We start from the raw sequence: 16,217 nt of genomic DNA on the forward strand, positions 1-16,217 counted from the left end.
GCCTGCCCGGTTTAACGTTTTTGGTAGCCAGAGATTGCCGTAAGCCCGAAAGACCGTATCTTTAGCCTACCAAATCAGCCATACCCATGCAAAACGATAACCTGCATATCCTCACTGCCACCCCATCGCTTGCCAACCATTTTGTAGCCGAACTGCGCGACGTTTCGGTGCAGCACGACAGCCTGCGTTTCCGGCGCAACCTGGAGCGGCTAGGCGAGCTGCTGGCCTACGAGATATCTAAAACGCTTCCTTACGAAACCCACGACATCGTGACGCCGCTGGCCACCACGCAGACGCAGTTGCTGACGGCCCAGCCGGTGCTGGCCACCATTCTTCGGGCCGGATTGCCGCTCTACAATGGCATGCTCAACTATTTCGACAAAGCTTATAGCACGTTTGTGGGCGCGTACCGAGTAGAGGAGCAGAACACCGAGCTGCAGATTAACATGGAGTACCTGGCCTCGACGGACCTGCACGACAAGATCCTGATCCTGGCAGATCCGATGCTGGCCACGGGGCGCTCGCTGGTGAAGTCCTATAAAGGGATGCTCCGCCACGGCAAACCCGTGCAGGTACATTTTGCCGCTGCCATCGCCTCGCCGGAAGGTATAGCGTATGTGCAGCAGGAAGTACCGGAAGCGCACATCTGGCTTGGTGCCATGGACGAAAGCCTGAACGAAAACTTCTATATCGTGCCCGGGCTGGGCGATGCCGGTGACCTGGCCTTCGGACCGAAGGTATAGTCCTACCTGTCAATTATGATCAGGCCTTATACACCAGCCGACCAGGAGGCACTTCTGCATATTCTGCGACTCAATACGCCCGCTTACTTTGCGCCCGACGAGGAGGCCGACTTTGTGCTATACCTGCAGAAGCGTCGTGAGGATTATTTTGTAGTGGAGCAGGAGGGGCAGGTCGTTGGAGCCGGCGGCCTCAATTATTTTGATGGCTATACCTGGGCAAGGCTATCCTGGGATCTGGTTCATCCTGCATTTCAGGGCAAAGGTATAGGCCGGGAACTGACCTTGTTTCGTATTTCAAAGTTGAAGGAAAAGCCTGGCATGCAATGGCTGCAGGTACGGACGAGCCAGCTGGCCTACCCGTTCTACCAGAAGCTGGGCTTTGAGCTGGAGAAAGTGGAAAAAGACTTTTGGGCACAGGGCATCGACCTGTATCAGATGAAGATGAAATTAAACGCTTTGAACCATCGTTCATAACATGCTGGATACGCATCATCCAGACAAAAACAACCAGAGCAAATCCCTTTTAAAGCAGTAGAGTGGTAGAGGAGCTTCTCAAATACGCGTCAGTATACCTGGTCAGCATGGTGAAATTCATCGGCGGGCCTCTGACGGGTATGTCGCTGGGGCTGTCCTATTTAGAAACGGTGTCGCTGACGATTGCCGGCATGATGACGAGCGTGTTCGTGTTTTCCGTTATAGGGCGCGCCGCCTCCCGGTGGTACTCGGCGTACCGGCGCAAGGCCCAAAAGCCGGTATTTGGCACCAAGACCCGCTTCATCATCCGGATCTGGCGCAACTTTGGGATACTGGGCGTCGCCTTCTTCACGCCGCTTTTTCTGACACCGATAGCCGGTACCATAATAGCCGCCGTGTTTGGCGTGCCCCGCCGTCAAATCCTGTTATACATGCTCTGCAGCGGCATCCTATGGGGTTTCTCCCTGACCTTCCTCGTTTACCGTTTCCGGGAAGTGGCGCTGCAGTATCTGTAAACAAAAACACCCCGTCCTATTGGGCGGGGTGCTCTCGCTCATTTTTTCTTCTTTTTTGTCTTTTGCCAGAATGAGGCCCGCGGGTCGCGCTTGCTCTCCGGACGCTTTTTAGGGATAGCTTTCTTCTCGTGGAAGGCGCCTTTAAAGTCCGGGTTATCGCTGCGCTTCTGGTGGTCGATGTCGCGGGCAATGGCCTGCTGCTCCTCGTACGTAATGTCGTGAATCTTTACTTCCGCAGGCATCGGCTCCTCCGGTATCTGCATCCGGATCAGTTTCTCGATCTTGCGGATGTGGTACATCTCGGCAGGATTAGCGAAGGTTATGGCGGCGCCCACCTGCTCGGCACGGCCGGTGCGGCCGATGCGGTGCACGTAGTCCTCGTACACAAAGGGCACATCGAAGTTGATCACGTGGCTCACCATCGTCACGTCTATACCTCTGGAGGCTACGTCGGTGGCTACCAGAAAGCGAACTTCACCACCTTTAAAAGCCTCCATCGAGTTGATGCGGGTATTTTGTCCTTTGTTGCCGTGGATGGCGCGTACCTCTCCGTACTCGCGTCGCTCCAGGAATTTGGCAACGTTCTCGGCGTTTTTCTTGCTGCGCGTGAAAATGATGACGCGGTTGAAAGCCTCTTTGTCGCGGATGAGGTGCTCGAGCATGGCAATTTTAGTGCGCAGGTTCGGCACCTGGTACAGCACTTGGGTCACCGTCTCCACAGGCGTAGCCTGCGGCGTTACCTCGATGCGGGTCGGAAATTCCAGGAACTCCTCCGACAGCTCCACCACTTTGGGGTGCATAGTGGCCGAGAAGAGCAGGTTCTGGCGTTTGCGCGGCAAAACTTCGAGCAACTGACGGATCTGCGGCATAAAGCCCATATCCATCATCTTGTCTGCCTCGTCCAGCACCAGTGTCTTGACCTCCTTTAATATAAGATCGCCTTTCAGGTATAGCTCCATTAGGCGCTTGGGTGTGGCAACGAGTATGTCGATGCCTTTATTGATGGTCTCGATCTGAGTTTTGGGACCTAGCCCGCCGTAGATAACGGTATGGCGCAGGTCGGTATATTTGGCCAGGAGCGTGATATGCTCCTCGATCTGCATGGCCAGTTCACGGGTAGGCGCCAGGATAATAGCCCGCGGGTTAGTGCCCTGCGCATACTTCACTTTCATGAGGATCGGCAGCAGGAAGGCCGCTGTTTTGCCCGTGCCCGTTTGGGCGATGCCCATCACATCGTGCCCGCCCATGATCACAGGTATGGCTTTGAGCTGGATAGGCGTTGGCTTTTCGTAACCGGCCTCTTCAATGGCGTTGAGCAGCTGTCGGTTCAGCTTAAAATCCTCGAACGTGCTTATTTCTTTCTCCGCTTCTTCTGCCATGGTTGTGGTACTTGTGCTTGGTGTTAATGTACAAAGGTACGGGAAAATTGTGGGAGCGGGGTAAGGTAGGTGGAGTAGTTGGAGAATTATAGTATCTTGAATCCTGTATATAATAATTAATGACCACCCCAGGTTATGCTTAAAAAGATACTCAAGTGGGGCCTTATAGTGGCAGGTGTGGGTTTTGTTGGCTATTTGGGTCTCCTATTCATGATCATGTCCGCCTTCGGAGGCTTCGACAAGGACTACACAAAGCAGGAGCTGATCGGACATTATGAAGCCAATGCCGCCGAAATGCATGAGCTTAAAAACTATTTTGAGTCCCTTGTGCCTGCCAACCGCACTGTAAGTATTGAGTTTACTGATGATAGAGAACTGAATATTTTCCACATCGTCACTTCGGACACGGCCACAGGAAAGACAGTGCGGGACAACAATTGGAACTTAACTATCAAATCCTCTAAAGTGGACTCGATGGTGGCCTCATTGGGCTGGAGCAGAGAAACACTCAAGACCTTAAAGGCAAAGCTTGACAAGGCTGGCTGCATTTCTGTAACTAACAGTTCCCCCTTCAATATCGGCTTTCAGAGAAGCGGTATGAGCATGTATTTCTATAACTTATTTGACCACCCCATACCTGACAGCTTAATAGCCACTTATAATGATGGGTGTACCTATACCCTTTATACAGATCAGGTGGTGCTGGAGTATGGCGGGGGAGCGGTCGGACCGCAGTGTTTTCCCTGGTGAATGGGATAAGCAACACACCTGATGCAACCTTCCTACTACCATCAGGGTCTTTCAGGTATAGCCCTTTACCTAAACCCAATGTTACTCATGATCAAAAGTATATTACTGTCAGGTATAGCCCTTGTGGCGATGAGTATGTTTTCCGGTTGCCAGAAAGAAATGGTCGACGAGGGGCCAAACACACCTAACACCCGTCCGCTAACCGCGCAGGAAGAAAAGACGGTGGCGAGCTCCAACGACTTTGCGTTTCGGTCTTTTGCGAAATTAAGCGAGGCAGAAGGAGCGGAAAACGTTTTCATCTCTCCCCTGAGCATCAGTATGTCGCTGGGGATGGCCTACAACGGAGCCGATGGCGACACCAAAGAAGCGATGCGCCAGACGCTGGGCTTTACGCTGCCTACCGATGACGAGATCAACAAATCTTTCAAATACCTGGACGCGCTCCTGAAAGGTATAGACAAAAAAGTCGTGTTTACATCAGTCAACTCGCTCTGGCACAGCAAGGAGTATCAGCTGCAGGCGCCTTTTATCAAAACCAACCAGACGTACTTCGACGCGACCGTGCAAGGCCTCGATTTTGCATCGCCCACAGCCAAAGACCAGATGAACAATTGGGTGAAGAGCAAGACCAATGGCAAAATCGAAACGATCGTGGATGAGGTACGACGGGATCATATCCTGTTTTTGATCAATGCGATCTACTTTAAAGGCACCTGGACCTTTCCCTTCGATAAGAAACTCACCAAGCTAGGGCCTTTCCAGCTGGAGAACGGCAGTACGGTAACGCCAGATTTTATGGCGATGAAAAACGGTGAGTACCTGCACTACCAGGATGAGCAACTGGAGCTGATCGACCTACCATACGGGAATCAGCAGTATAGCATGACGATCCTGGTGCCCGGCCGGGACCGCACCGTGCAGGAGGTGGCGCAGGAGCTGAATGCTGCCCGCTTAGCTACTTTACTGGCTAATGCGAAAAAAACGACCTACGAACTCTACATGCCCAAGTTCAAACTCGAGTACAGCAAAGAGCTGAACGATATGCTGAAACAACTGGGTATGGGCATCGCGTTTACTGGCCAGGCCAACTTCAGCCGCATGGTAGAGGGGCATGGCAATTTGGCGATCTCCGAGGTAAAGCATAAAACCTTCGTGGAAGTAAACGAAGAAGGCACAGAAGCGGCGGCGGCTACTTCTACCGGTGTGATGCTGACCTCATTGCCACCTTCCGTTCGCATCGCCCGCCCCTTCGTGTTCCTGATCCGCGAGAAATCTTCGGGCGCCATCCTCTTCATCGGCAAGCTCATGCAGCCCGAATAGCGGTAGGTATAGCTCTTTATTAAGGTATAGCAATCAGGCGCATTTGTGCGGGAAAAACGCTAATGTGTGTTAACTTTGTTGAGCACATACCTTAGCAGCATGAAATCTATCCTGATAAAGAACGCACAGCTTGTAAACGAAGGAAGCACCACCACCGCCGATGTGCTGGTAAAAGACGGCCGCATTGCGCAGATCGGGCAAGGTATAGCAGCCGAGGCCGACGAGACCATCGACGCTACCGGCCTGCACTTGTTGCCCGGCGCCATCGACGACCAGGTGCACTTCCGCGAGCCGGGACTCACGCACAAAGCCAGAATTGAGACAGAGGCGAGAGCAGCTGTGGCGGGCGGCACGACTTCGTTTATGGAGATGCCCAACACGGTGCCCAACACTGTGACGCAGGAGATGCTCGAGGATAAGTATAAGATCGCGGCCGAGACCTCGCTGGCAAACTACTCCTTTTATATGGGCGCCACCAACGACAACCTGGCCGAGGTGCTGCTCACCAACCCCAACACCGTGTGCGGCATCAAGATCTTCATGGGCTCTTCCACGGGGAACATGCTCGTGGACAACGAAGAGACGCTGGAACAGATCTTCGCCAAGGCCAGGCTGCCAATCGCGGTACACTGCGAGGACGAGCAGACCATCCGCGACAACATGGCCATTTATGAAGAGAAGTATGGTGAGGATATACCTATAAAGTGCCACCCGGAAATCCGGAACGAAACGGCCTGTTTTAAGTCATCTTTTCTGGCGGTGAAACTGGCTGAGAAACACAACACCCGCCTGCATATCTTGCATATTTCCACAGAAGAAGAACTGAAACTGTTCCGCAACGACATTCCGCTCGAGCAGAAGCGCATTACCGCCGAGGTTTGTGTGCACCACCTTTGGTTCGACAAAGAAGACTACGATACATACGGTACCCTGATCAAGTGTAACCCAGCCGTCAAAGAGCATCGCCACAAAGAAGGCCTGTTGCAGGGTTTGCTGGAAGATAAACTCGACGTGATCGCCACCGACCACGCCCCGCATACCTGGGAAGAGAAGCAGGGCAAGTACAAGCAGGCGCCAAGCGGCGTGCCGCTGGTGCAGCACGCGATGCAGATGATGCTCGAGTTTGTGAAGCAGGGCAAGCTATCGATCGAGAAAGTGGTGGAGAAAATGGCCCATGCGCCGGCCATCCTCTTCAACGTGCGCGAGCGCGGCTACATCCGCGAAGGCTATTGGGCCGACCTCGTGCTGGTAGACCTGAACAAGCCGTATGCCGTCACCAAAGACAACACCTATTACCAGTGCAACTGGTCGCCTTTCGAGGGCCATACCTTCAGCAGTACCATCACCCATACCTTCGTGTCCGGTCACCTTGCTTTTGCCAACGGGGAATTTGACGAAAGCAAAAAAGGCGAGCGGCTGTTGTTCGACCGCTAAACAGGTATAGGTATGGAATTAGAGAAATTTAAGGACCTGCACGCCCGCTTTTTCGGGAAAAGCTTGTCGGAAGAGGTGGTACAGTCGGAAGAGTATGATGCTTATGTAGACGCCATCCACGAAGACGAGGCCTGCTATAACTGGGCTACAGCCGAAAAACTAAAGAGTAGAGGCTTCGATTACGAGAACTACTGCTGCCTGATGATGGCCGACAAGGTATATCAAAGTCTGGACGAAGATGGAGAGATTAGGTATAGCGATGTAGATGTGGTCATTAATAAATGGGACGAAGGGTTATATGGGATTCCCATCCATGACGGCGGTACATCTATGATAATAATTAATTACTGCCCCTGGTGCGGCACAAAACTGAGTAAGTAAGAGCCTGAAACTTTAAACTGTCATCCCGACGATAGGAGAGAGCTGGATCTATACTTATCAGATTTCTCCCTGGGGGCGAAATGAAACGAATTGCAACTGTCGCCGATTAATGCCTTTATAGCGAGCTGATTAAGTTTTAGGGTTATCAAGGATTACGAAGTTTTTAGAAAAAATGCGTTCTGCGTATTGTAAATAAGAAAACGAGACGTATATTTGCATTCTCTAAACGAGACACGGTGGTTGTAGCTCAGTTGGTTAGAGCACCAGATTGTGATTCTGGGGGTCGTGGGTTCGAGACCCATCTTCCACCCGAAGCCCTTGAAGCAAACCTTCAAGGGCTTTTTTCATTTTAATGGTTAAATTGCTTTATGGTTAAATTGTTGATTACAAGTACTGTCAGCAAAGGCCATCAGCAATTAAACAATTTAACAATCAACAATTCAAAGATATGAGCTTAGTAGTAGTAGGTTCGATGGCGTTTGACGCGCTGGAAACTCCCTTCGGGAAAACAGACAAGATCGTTGGCGGTGCCGCCACTTATATTTCGCTATCAGCTTCTTATTTTGTGAAGCCGGTGAATGTGGTATCGGTAGTGGGCGGTGATTTCGACCAGGACCACATCAGCCTGATGCACCAGCGCAACATCAGCACCGAAGGCGTGCAGGTGAAGGAGAATGAGAAGTCCTTCTTCTGGTCTGGCCGCTACTTCAACGACATGAACAGCCGCGAAACGCTGGTAACGGAACTGAACGTGCTGGGCGATTTCGACCCGATCATACCTGAGAGCTACCAGAACTGCGAGTACCTGATGCTGGGCAATCTGGCGCCACAGGTGCAGCGCACGGTGCTGGAGCGCCTCACCAACCGCCCGAAACTGATCGTGATGGACACCATGAACTTCTGGATGGACATTGCCATGGACGAACTGCAGAAGACCATCGCCCTGGTGGATGTACTGTCGATCAACGATGAAGAAGCACGTCAGCTGAGCGGCGAGTACTCGCTGGTGAAGGCTGCTCGTAAGATTATGGCCATGGGACCAAAATTCCTGATCATCAAAAAAGGAGAGCACGGTGCCCTGTTGTTCCACGAAGACAAAGTGTTCTTTGCGCCAGCCTTGCCGCTGGAGGAAGTGTTCGACCCAACCGGAGCAGGCGATACCTTTGCCGGTGGTTTCATCGGTTACATCGCGGCCACAGGCGACATCAGCTTCGAAAATATGAAGCGTGCCATCATCCACGGATCGGCAATGGCCTCGTTCTGCGTCGAGAAATTTGGCACTGAAAGATTGAAGAACCTGAGTCAGCAGGAGATTGACGGCCGCGTGCAGCAATTTGTGAACCTGGTGGCTTTTGACACAGTATTGTCTTAATTACAAAGATTTTATAGGTATAGAAAAGGGAAGCTTCGGCTTCCCTTTTTTGGTTTTAGCGCATCGGTAGTTTGGGTGGAATTGCACTAAAATGCAACAAAGTAAGGGCGCAGTAGGTAAAACAAGGGTATACGATTACCTAATTTGAAAACAATGAGCTTAAAGAACGAAAATAAAAAGACGCTGGACGAGTTGAAGAAGAATAACCCGGAAGGTAAGGATCCGAACAAGCCAATGGGTAATATCGATTCGCAGCCGAACCAGAATGCGTTGAATGCAGGCGATACAAAAGTGCAGAACCCAAACCGTAACCTGGCAAAGGGCGGTAACAATACGCCTTACGACAAAAAATAAACGTAACGCGACTAAACCTAACCTGGCAAAAGGTAGCGAGAGCACCCCTTACTATTAGTAAGCGTGTCAGGAATGCAAAATAAGACTATGAAATAAGGAGAGGAAGGCCCACGGGCTTTCCTTTTTTTATGCGCTTTTTTGAGCAGGTATAGGGTTCGGCCCAGATTTCTCTTTATTTTTAGCCTCTTTCAACTGAAGCAACGCATGCAGCAACACGACATTTGTATACTGGGCGCCGGACCGGGCGGTGCTACCGCAGCCCTGCACCTGGCCAGCAAAGGTATTCCCTGTGTGCTCATCGATAAGGCCGTTTTCCCCAGAGACAAAGTATGCGGCGACGCGTTGAGCGGCAAAGTGGTCAACGAGCTGAAGCGGATCGACCCCGGCTTGCCCGCTCTGTTGGGGAAGCAGAAAGAGCAGCTGCCCTCATGGGGAATTCATTTTATCTCGCCGGCCGGGCACAAATTGAGCGTGCCTTTCAAGCCTGATTATGATGCTGCACAGGATGTTCCCTCCGGCTACATCTCCAAACGGATCGACTTCGACAATTTCCTGATCGAACAGGTGAAGCAGCGGCCCGAGATCACGTTGCTGGAAGGTATAGGCATCGCCAAAGTGGAGCGTGACGCACAGGGCTATACCTTGACAGACAAAAGCGGCGAGTATCAAGTCAGTACCCGCCTACTAATTGCTGCCAATGGGGCACATTCTACCTTTGCACGGCGCGAAGCAGGTATAGAGCAGGAGCCAGCGCACTACTGCGCCGGCCTCAGGGCCTACTACAAAAATGTGGCGGGGCTGGACAAGGATAATTTTATTGAGCTGCACTTTCTCAAAGATTTTCTGCCGGGTTATTTCTGGATCTTCCCGCTGCCGGGTGGCTATGCCAACGTGGGCGTCGGGATGCTGAGCGAGACGGTGAGCCAGAAGAAAGTGAACCTGAAAAAGGAAATGCTCCGCATGATTGAAAGCCACCCGGAATTCAAACAGCGTTTCGCTGGGGCCGAGCTGATGGGCGATATTAAAGGCTATGGCCTGCCATTGGGCTCCAAGAAACGCGTGATCTCCGGCGATAACTATATGCTGGTGGGTGATGCCGCTTCGCTGATCGATCCCTTTACGGGCGAAGGCATCAGCAATGCCATGATCAGCGGCCGCTGGGCCGCCACGCAGGCCGAGCTGTGCCTGCAACAGCAGAACTTCTCCGCCGATTTCATGCGCGGCTACGACAAGGCGGTATACAACCGCCTCTGGAAAGAACTCAAGCTCAGCCGACGCATGCAGCAACTACTGGACTACCCTTGGCTGTTTAACCAGGTGGCAAGCAAAGCATCGAAAAATAAGGCGCTCGCCGAGACCATCTCCTGTATGTTCACCGACCTGGACCTGCGCGAGCGACTCAAGCAGCCATCCTTCTACCTGAGGTTGCTCTTTAATTAGACAATAGAAATAAGGCTTTCCATCTATCCTTTTACTATCCGGTGCCAGGATCTTAAAATTCCTGTTTTAGCCAGAGCTTAAAGTTTTGCTTCTCGGCGTCTGTCGCGTCCTTCCTTTTGGCGATGCTATACCTGGTGTAGAAGGTTTGCTGACCCGGTTGCAACCTGACTTGCCGCAGTTGCTTATTCCGGAAAAGTGTGAGCTCTATACCTTGGCGGAGGTCCATGTCTGCCAGCAAAGGCTGCAGGTTTTGTTCGATCTTTCGCCCATTTACCGCAATCAACTCATCTTCTATACTTAATACCGTGCTGGCAGGGGAGTTAGGCGCGATGGCGGTTACTTTAGGGGTTTGGGTATCGGCAACTACCTTAAACCCGAAGAGTCTTTCGTGAAGCAGCGCGTTTTCTTCAGCAAGCAAAGTACAGCCCACGTAGGCAAGTGCCTCGTCCAATGCCTCCTCTACCGGGGCAGTGCCATTGATAAACTGTTCGAAATAATGATCAAACTCCTCGCCTCCGACACGGAGCACCAGTAGCCTGTAATCCTCTTCGGTATACCCAATGCCGCGCTTCCCAAAGTCTTCCCAAAGGTGTCGCATCACCGTGTCCAGGCTGGCTCTGTTGCCCGTGGCACGGCGGAGCTGTAGGTCGAGCAGCAAGGCGGTGAGCGCGCCTTTGATGTAGATCGAAACCTTGCGGTCCGGTATACCGGGTTTGTAGCCGTCCAGCCAAAGATCGAATGAAGAGTCGGCCACGGACATGTGGTAGCGGCTGTGGTCTGCGAAGTAGCGCTGCAGCGTGGTGTTGAGCTCGTCAAAATACTGCGCTGCCGTAAACACCCCGGAGCGGGCCAGCATGTAGTCGCCATAATACGTGGTTATTCCTTCCGCCACATAGCCTGTCCGGAAATAATTTTCGCCGGTAAAGTCGTAGGGCAGCATTTCCTTTGGGCGGATCTGCTTGACGTTCCACGTGTGAAAGAGCTCATGCGAGCTTACACCCAGAAACTCCTTATATAAAGCGGGCGTCATCAGCAACTCGCCCGGTCCCAGCGTGATCACGGTAGAGTTGACATGCTCTACCCCGTGATAAAAACGGTAGGGGAGGATCTCGTTCAGGTAATGGTAATCCTGCACCGGAAAGTCGCCAAAGACCTCCAACTGCTCCTTGGTAAAGGCTTCAAAGTCTTTTTTGATGCGCTCCCAGTCCGGACGGCAATCGCCTTGTATCCAGATATGGAAGGGTATACCGGCCACGATATAAGTTTCTTTCTGGAGGGAGGCGCTGGCAATCAACGGTGAGTCTACCAAATGATCGTAGTTATCGGCCTGCAAGGTGTGGCGCTCTGTTTCAGGCAGTCCGCAGGCGATCTGCCAGTTGGCAGGTATAGCGAGCTGCAGTTGCTGTGGCTCGTGTGCCCGGTCCTCTACGGCCATGAGGCAGTTGATGCCATTCAGGTATAGCTGCTCTTCGTCGAGCCAGGAGCCGCCGCCATCCATCTGCCGGGCGTAAAAGCTATACCTTATTTCTATATTCTCCGCACCTCCAGCCTCCACCAGCCAACGGTCTTTGGTCACCTTACGCACAGGTATAGCCACCCCATTGGCGCTGGCCGTAACACCGCATAACTTCTGGGCAAAGTGCTGCAATTCGTAGCGGCCCGGTCGCCAGGCAGGCAGTTGCAGGTATAGCTCCCGTTGGGTGTTGCCAGGTATAGTGATGGTGATATCCAGAAAGTGTGTGAGCGGATTGGCGTAGGAGATGTGGTGTCGGATCATAGCGTGTACAGGTATGGCGTTCGGTGTAAAATTAAGATAATCTGCGTCAAACACAGGTATACAGGGCTTACGTGTGTGCCAAACCAAGGTATAGCTATGGGGCGGAAACAGTTTACAAGGAGGCACAGCCCCTTTTTTCTGTATTTTTTGAAATAATATGGGAAGTGGGATTGCTATTTTAGAAAAGCTTCCCTAATTTTGCAGGCCATAATAAAACCATTGGCATCCGATGAAAAGAACATTCCAGCCTTCACAGAGAAAAAGAAGAAATAAGCACGGTTTCAGATCAAGAATGGAAACCGCTAACGGAAGAAGAGTACTAGCTAGCAGAAGAGCTAAAGGCAGAAAGAGACTTTCTGTTTCTGACGAAAGAAGACACAAAGCTTAGTAATCTGGTTGTGCTTTGCTCAGCCCGGAGCCGTCACGCGTATGGATCCAGCTAACAACAAGCCAGCAGAGCAGCCGATTTCTTATACATATTCGAAAGAAGAACGCTTGTGCAGTAAGCGCCTTATCACGCTGCTGTTTAGCAAGGGTTCTTCTTTTAATTTGTATCCGCTCAGGTTTGTGTACCACACACCTGAAGCACCTCTTTCCGAAGGTACGCAGTTGGTTATTTCCGTTTCGAAGCGCAACTATAAGCGTGCCGTCGACCGGAACCGCCTGAAGCGCCAGATACGTGAGGCTTACCGCCTTAACAAGCACCTTCTTACCCAAAATCAAGGACAGGCACCCCGCCTCCTGGCCATTATTTACATTGGCAAGGAAAAAAAATCCTTTGATACAATCCAAAAAAAACTAATTTCCGGTTTGGAACGTTGTTTGACTAGATAGTCTTACCCCGCCCCTAAACCTGAAATTCTATGTATAAGAAGTTAATAGCTGGCGTCCTTGCCGGCAGCCTAGCCCTGACCCTCTTTTCCTTTAAGTCAGAGTCAGAGCGCTATTTCGAAATCGCCAAAAACCTCGACGTTTTTGCCACGCTTTTCAAAGAAGTAAACACCTATTATGTAGACGAGGTGCCGCCCGCCAAACTGGTGCGCACAGGTATAGACGCGATGCTCAAGTCGCTCGACCCCTATACCAACTACATTCCCGAAGACGATATTGAAGATTTCCGCACCATGACCACCGGACAGTACGGCGGCATAGGCGCACTCATTGGCAGCCGCGACAACAAAATTGTGGTGCAGATGCCCTATGAGAATTCTCCGGCACACAAGGCGGGCCTGGTAATCGGCGACGAAATCATGAAGATAGACGGGGTAAACGTTTCCAGTAAGACTACTTCTGAGGTGAGCAAACTGCTGAAGGGGCAGGCCAACTCTACTGTAAAACTTGAAGTGCGCAGTTATGGGCAGTCGAAGCCAAGAACGGTGGAGCTCACCCGTGCCAATATTATGGTGGACAACGTGCCTTATTATGGCATGATCGACAACGAGATCGGCTATTTCCAGCTGTCAGGCTTCACAGTGGACGCTTCGAAGGAGGTAAGAACGGCTGTGCAAAAACTGAAAGAGCAGGGTGCCAAAAAGATCATCTTTGATTTGCGCGACAATCCGGGTGGCTTGCTGCACGAAGCAGTAAACATCTCCAACCTGTTTGTGGACAAAGGCAGTGACATTGTAAGTACCAAAGGCAAAGTAAAGGAGTGGAACAAAACCTACAAAGCACTGGATGAGCCACTCGACAAAGAGGTTCCGATGGTGATTCTGACCAGTTCGCGCAGTGCCTCGGCTTCCGAAATTGTGGCCGGTGTGATGCAGGACTATGACCGGGCTGTGCTGGTAGGGGAGCGTACTTTCGGCAAAGGCCTGGTACAGGCGACACGTCCGCTTTCCTACAACTCACAACTAAAGGTAACAACCGCCAAATACTACATCCCGAGCGGCCGTAGCATACAGGCCATCGACTACCAGCACCGCAACGAAGACGGCAGCGCCGGCAAAATTCCGGATTCGCTTAAAGTAGCCCATAAAACAGCCGGTGGCCGCATCGTCTACGATGGCGGTGGCGTTAGCCCGGATGTGGAGGTTACCCGCAAGGATTACTCCGAAATTGCCAGAACAATCGCGGTCAAAGGATACTTCTTTGAGTACGCCAATAAGTATAGAGCAGAAAATCCGACTATACCTTCAGCCAAGCAGTTTAAGTTGACCGACGCCGACTACCAGAAGTTCATCGCTTTCCTGGATAAAAAAGATGTGAACTACACAACCAAAGTAGAGCGTGAGCTGGAAGAGCTGACTGAGCAGGCGAAGGATGGCAAGCACCTGGAGGACATCAAGCTGGAGCTAGATGCAATTAAGAAAAAGGTATCTCATAACAAGTCGAATGACCTGATGCGCTTCCGAACTGAGATACAGGAGATGCTGGAGGCAGAAATCGCTTCTCGCTATTATCTGCAGAAAGGCTACATCGAGTCTTCATTCGATGACGATCCGGATATCCTGATGGCCAAACGTGTGCTCAGCAATCAGCAGGAGTATGCATCATACCTGAAAGTGAAGTGAGAAGACAAGGTATAAGTACAAAGGGTGATGCCGGTCCGGTGTCACCTTTTTTGTTTCCTGCTCTTTCGGACGTACTTTTGTGATACCATTCAACACAAGTTCAATTATGCCACTACTGCTCGCACTCGAAACCTCATCCAACGTATGTTCTGTTGCCTTATATAAAGGAGCGGATCTGCTGGGGGCTTCTGAGTTGCAGATCGAAAAGTCTCACTCGTCACATATCACGGTCATGATCTCGCAGTTGGTCGAGAATTGTGGCTATACCTTGCACGACTTGAGCGTTGTGGCTGTTTCCGGAGGACCCGGTTCCTATACCGGTTTGCGTATCGGGAGTTCAACCGCCAAAGGCCTCTGCTATTCACTCGATATTCCGCTGCTGGAAGTGTCTACTTTATATGGGTTGGCTAAGCAGGCCATAGATGGAGTGCCGAATGCACAGGATTATCTGTTCTGCCCGATGATAGACGCCCGCCGTATGGAAGTCTATACCTGTCTGCTCAATGCTGACCTGGAAGAGCAACTGCCTGTAGCGCCCATGGTGTTAGACGAACAAAGTTTTCAGGAAGAGTTAGCACACCAGCCGATCATTTTCTTTGGCAATGGCGCCGCCAAGTTCAAAAAGCTGCAGGAGGGAAATGCAAATGCGCTGTTTATAGATAGCATACAACCATCAGCCAAGCCAATCGGACAGCTGGCAATGGCGAAGTACGAACAGCAGGCCTTTGAAGACGTGGCCTATTATGAACCCTTCTATCTAAAGGATGTTTATATAACAAGTCCTACTAAGAACACGATTAAATAAGCTAAAGCAATGTCAGATATAATTAACAAGGTAGCGCAAAGCGCACTCGTGACCCTCAACCTGGAAGAGCTGCTTCATCCGGGTGAGCGTGTAGTATATGATATAAAGGACAACCTGTTTCAGGGCCTGATCCTGCGCGAAAAGGATTTCCGGGCTTTCGTGAAAGACCATGACTGGTCGGCATATGCCGGAAAGAACGTCGCCATCATTTGCTCTGTAGATGCCATTGTACCAACCTGGGCCTATATGCTACTTGCCACCAAGCTGCAGCCACATGCTAACTACTATGTATTCGGCGATCTGGAAGCATTGGAGCAAGCGCTGATGCAGGAAGCAATTGCCAAAATAGAACCGGAAGAATACCGCGATGGCAAAGTAGTTATAAAAGGATGCGGCAGTATACCTGTGCCAACCTATGCTTATGTTGAGATCATGCGGAAACTATCGCCGGTAGTGAGTAGCCTGATGTACGGCGAGCCATGCAGCACGGTGCCTTTATATAAGAGACCAAAGACAGCATAAGTAAATACAGGAATTCATTATTGTAAAAAAGCCTTTTCCGAAACGAGAGGGCTTTTACTTTGTAATGGGGGTGAGAGGCTAGATAAACAGTCGCCATTCATACAGTATGAAGAAAGAAGTGAGTTTTCAGAAAAAAATAAGTGAGTAAGGAACTTTCAGAGGAGTTATTACTGTTACAATCTAGCGCAGCAAGTACTGGGGCGCCAGGCATAGGGAATTCCCACAGAAAGCGAAAGCTATCTCCTTATGCTATTACAGACCACACAATCTTTATAGAGGGTTTTGAAGGCTCAGAAAACAAACTGTACTTTTGGCAATGCGGGTTAAATGACCTTTATTTCTAAAAGCAGGTAAGCGCCTGAAAAAACTTTGAGATTATTTGAAAGATTTCGGTGGTGCCACACAGACAGTTAGGCGGAACCGCCCGGGGGCGGCGGG

General features: G+C 51.0%; 17 protein-coding genes and 1 tRNA gene. 16 read left to right on the forward strand and 2 right to left on the reverse strand.

What is annotated here, in order from left to right:
- The first annotated feature begins 86 nt into the window (after window positions 1-86).
- The 3 genes from upp to Q4E40_RS20260 all read left to right on the forward strand — a co-directional run bounded on the left by upp (window position 87) and on the right by Q4E40_RS20260 (window position 1,732).
- Entirely contained in the window at window positions 87-743 is a 657-nt protein-coding gene (upp, locus tag Q4E40_RS20250) for a uracil phosphoribosyltransferase (protein WP_303415046.1), read from the forward strand.
- A 15-nt stretch (window positions 744-758) separates the two neighbouring features.
- On the forward strand, window positions 759-1,217 hold the full coding sequence (locus Q4E40_RS20255; RefSeq protein WP_303415048.1) for a GNAT family N-acetyltransferase: 459 nt from the start codon (window positions 759-761) through the stop codon (window positions 1,215-1,217).
- Window positions 1,218-1,324: 107 nt separating this feature from the next.
- A complete protein-coding gene (locus Q4E40_RS20260) occupies window positions 1,325-1,732 on the forward strand; it encodes a hypothetical protein (RefSeq protein ID WP_303415050.1) in 408 nt (135 codons plus the stop codon).
- A gap of 38 nt (window positions 1,733-1,770) precedes the next feature.
- Here the strand turns inward: Q4E40_RS20260 and Q4E40_RS20265 are convergent, their stop codons facing one another.
- The gene (locus tag Q4E40_RS20265; protein WP_303415052.1) at window positions 1,771-3,111 is read right to left on the reverse strand and encodes a DEAD/DEAH box helicase; all 1,341 of its coding nucleotides are present in this window, start codon (window positions 3,109-3,111) and stop codon (window positions 1,771-1,773) included.
- 135 nt (window positions 3,112-3,246) lie between these two features.
- On the opposite strand from Q4E40_RS20265, the gene Q4E40_RS20270 reads away from it, so the two are divergent.
- From Q4E40_RS20270 to Q4E40_RS20305, 8 genes are all read left to right on the forward strand, one after another.
- Window positions 3,247-3,861 carry a hypothetical protein gene (locus Q4E40_RS20270; RefSeq protein WP_303415053.1) on the forward strand — a complete coding sequence of 205 codons (615 nt, stop codon included), beginning with the start codon at window positions 3,247-3,249 and terminating at the stop codon, window positions 3,859-3,861.
- An 87-nt stretch (window positions 3,862-3,948) separates the two neighbouring features.
- On the forward strand, window positions 3,949-5,181 hold the full coding sequence (locus Q4E40_RS20275; protein WP_303415054.1) for a serpin family protein: 1,233 nt from the start codon (window positions 3,949-3,951) through the stop codon (window positions 5,179-5,181).
- 99 nt (window positions 5,182-5,280) lie between these two features.
- Window positions 5,281-6,615 (forward strand): dihydroorotase, encoded by a 1,335-nt coding sequence (locus Q4E40_RS20280; RefSeq protein WP_303415056.1) that lies wholly within the window; start codon window positions 5,281-5,283, stop codon window positions 6,613-6,615.
- A gap of 12 nt (window positions 6,616-6,627) precedes the next feature.
- On the forward strand, window positions 6,628-6,996 hold the full coding sequence (locus Q4E40_RS20285) for a DUF6980 family protein (RefSeq protein WP_303415058.1): 369 nt from the start codon (window positions 6,628-6,630) through the stop codon (window positions 6,994-6,996).
- A 235-nt stretch (window positions 6,997-7,231) separates the two neighbouring features.
- Window positions 7,232-7,307, forward strand: a tRNA-His gene (locus Q4E40_RS20290).
- A 137-nt stretch (window positions 7,308-7,444) separates the two neighbouring features.
- On the forward strand, window positions 7,445-8,368 hold the full coding sequence (locus Q4E40_RS20295) for a PfkB family carbohydrate kinase (protein WP_303415060.1): 924 nt from the start codon (window positions 7,445-7,447) through the stop codon (window positions 8,366-8,368).
- 153 nt (window positions 8,369-8,521) lie between these two features.
- Window positions 8,522-8,722, forward strand: coding sequence for a hypothetical protein (locus Q4E40_RS20300; RefSeq protein ID WP_303415062.1), 201 nt, complete (start codon window positions 8,522-8,524; stop codon window positions 8,720-8,722).
- Between the two features lie 204 nt (window positions 8,723-8,926).
- Window positions 8,927-10,162: an NAD(P)/FAD-dependent oxidoreductase gene (locus Q4E40_RS20305; protein WP_303415064.1), complete on the forward strand. Its 1,236-nt coding sequence runs from the start codon at window positions 8,927-8,929 to the stop codon at window positions 10,160-10,162.
- Window positions 10,163-10,214: 52 nt separating this feature from the next.
- Here the strand turns inward: Q4E40_RS20305 and Q4E40_RS20310 are convergent, their stop codons facing one another.
- Window positions 10,215-11,939 (reverse strand): M61 family metallopeptidase, encoded by a 1,725-nt coding sequence (locus tag Q4E40_RS20310; RefSeq protein ID WP_303415066.1) that lies wholly within the window; start codon window positions 11,937-11,939, stop codon window positions 10,215-10,217.
- A 229-nt stretch (window positions 11,940-12,168) separates the two neighbouring features.
- Here Q4E40_RS20310 and rpmH point away from each other — a divergent pair, with 229 nt between their 5' ends.
- The 5 genes from rpmH (at window position 12,169) to Q4E40_RS20335 (ending at window position 15,779) form a co-directional block, all read left to right on the forward strand.
- Window positions 12,169-12,327 (forward strand): 50S ribosomal protein L34, encoded by a 159-nt coding sequence (rpmH, locus tag Q4E40_RS20315; RefSeq protein ID WP_220627940.1) that lies wholly within the window; start codon window positions 12,169-12,171, stop codon window positions 12,325-12,327.
- 41 nt (window positions 12,328-12,368) lie between these two features.
- Window positions 12,369-12,773 carry a ribonuclease P protein component gene (gene rnpA, locus Q4E40_RS20320; protein ID WP_303415070.1) on the forward strand — a complete coding sequence of 135 codons (405 nt, stop codon included), beginning with the start codon at window positions 12,369-12,371 and terminating at the stop codon, window positions 12,771-12,773.
- Window positions 12,774-12,802: 29 nt separating this feature from the next.
- Window positions 12,803-14,452 carry a S41 family peptidase gene (locus tag Q4E40_RS20325; RefSeq protein ID WP_303415071.1) on the forward strand — a complete coding sequence of 550 codons (1,650 nt, stop codon included), beginning with the start codon at window positions 12,803-12,805 and terminating at the stop codon, window positions 14,450-14,452.
- Window positions 14,453-14,558: 106 nt separating this feature from the next.
- Window positions 14,559-15,257 carry a tRNA (adenosine(37)-N6)-threonylcarbamoyltransferase complex dimerization subunit type 1 TsaB gene (gene tsaB, locus Q4E40_RS20330; protein WP_303415073.1) on the forward strand — a complete coding sequence of 233 codons (699 nt, stop codon included), beginning with the start codon at window positions 14,559-14,561 and terminating at the stop codon, window positions 15,255-15,257.
- Window positions 15,258-15,266: 9 nt separating this feature from the next.
- Complete coding sequence (locus tag Q4E40_RS20335) at window positions 15,267-15,779, forward strand: DUF2480 family protein (RefSeq protein WP_303415075.1); 513 nt, start codon at window positions 15,267-15,269, stop codon at window positions 15,777-15,779.
- Window positions 15,780-16,217: the final 438 nt, after the last annotated feature.

Origin of the sequence: Pontibacter coccineus, assembly GCF_030546575.1 — a bacterium.
Taxonomy (GTDB): Bacteria; Bacteroidota; Bacteroidia; order Cytophagales; family Hymenobacteraceae; genus Pontibacter; species Pontibacter coccineus.

What these genes read in the sequence shown, in the direction of transcription:
- upp (WP_303415046.1), top strand. Translation starts at nt 87, where the DNA reads ATGCAAAACGATAACCTGCATATCCTCACTGCCACCCCATCGCTTGCC.
- Q4E40_RS20255 (WP_303415048.1), top strand. Translation starts at nt 759, where the DNA reads ATGATCAGGCCTTATACACCAGCCGACCAGGAGGCACTTCTGCATATT.
- Q4E40_RS20260 (WP_303415050.1), top strand. Translation starts at nt 1,325, where the DNA reads ATGGTGAAATTCATCGGCGGGCCTCTGACGGGTATGTCGCTGGGGCTG.
- Q4E40_RS20265 (WP_303415052.1), bottom strand. Translation starts at nt 3,111, where the DNA reads ATGGCAGAAGAAGCGGAGAAAGAAATAAGCACGTTCGAGGATTTTAAG.
- Q4E40_RS20270 (WP_303415053.1), top strand. Translation starts at nt 3,247, where the DNA reads ATGCTTAAAAAGATACTCAAGTGGGGCCTTATAGTGGCAGGTGTGGGT.
- Q4E40_RS20275 (WP_303415054.1), top strand. Translation starts at nt 3,949, where the DNA reads ATGATCAAAAGTATATTACTGTCAGGTATAGCCCTTGTGGCGATGAGT.
- Q4E40_RS20280 (WP_303415056.1), top strand. Translation starts at nt 5,281, where the DNA reads ATGAAATCTATCCTGATAAAGAACGCACAGCTTGTAAACGAAGGAAGC.
- Q4E40_RS20285 (WP_303415058.1), top strand. Translation starts at nt 6,628, where the DNA reads ATGGAATTAGAGAAATTTAAGGACCTGCACGCCCGCTTTTTCGGGAAA.
- Q4E40_RS20295 (WP_303415060.1), top strand. Translation starts at nt 7,445, where the DNA reads ATGAGCTTAGTAGTAGTAGGTTCGATGGCGTTTGACGCGCTGGAAACT.
- Q4E40_RS20300 (WP_303415062.1), top strand. Translation starts at nt 8,522, where the DNA reads ATGAGCTTAAAGAACGAAAATAAAAAGACGCTGGACGAGTTGAAGAAG.
- Q4E40_RS20305 (WP_303415064.1), top strand. Translation starts at nt 8,927, where the DNA reads ATGCAGCAACACGACATTTGTATACTGGGCGCCGGACCGGGCGGTGCT.
- Q4E40_RS20310 (WP_303415066.1), bottom strand. Translation starts at nt 11,939, where the DNA reads ATGATCCGACACCACATCTCCTACGCCAATCCGCTCACACACTTTCTG.
- rpmH (WP_220627940.1), top strand. Translation starts at nt 12,169, where the DNA reads ATGAAAAGAACATTCCAGCCTTCACAGAGAAAAAGAAGAAATAAGCAC.
- rnpA (WP_303415070.1), top strand. Translation starts at nt 12,369, where the DNA reads ATGGATCCAGCTAACAACAAGCCAGCAGAGCAGCCGATTTCTTATACA.
- Q4E40_RS20325 (WP_303415071.1), top strand. Translation starts at nt 12,803, where the DNA reads ATGTATAAGAAGTTAATAGCTGGCGTCCTTGCCGGCAGCCTAGCCCTG.
- tsaB (WP_303415073.1), top strand. Translation starts at nt 14,559, where the DNA reads ATGCCACTACTGCTCGCACTCGAAACCTCATCCAACGTATGTTCTGTT.
- Q4E40_RS20335 (WP_303415075.1), top strand. Translation starts at nt 15,267, where the DNA reads ATGTCAGATATAATTAACAAGGTAGCGCAAAGCGCACTCGTGACCCTC.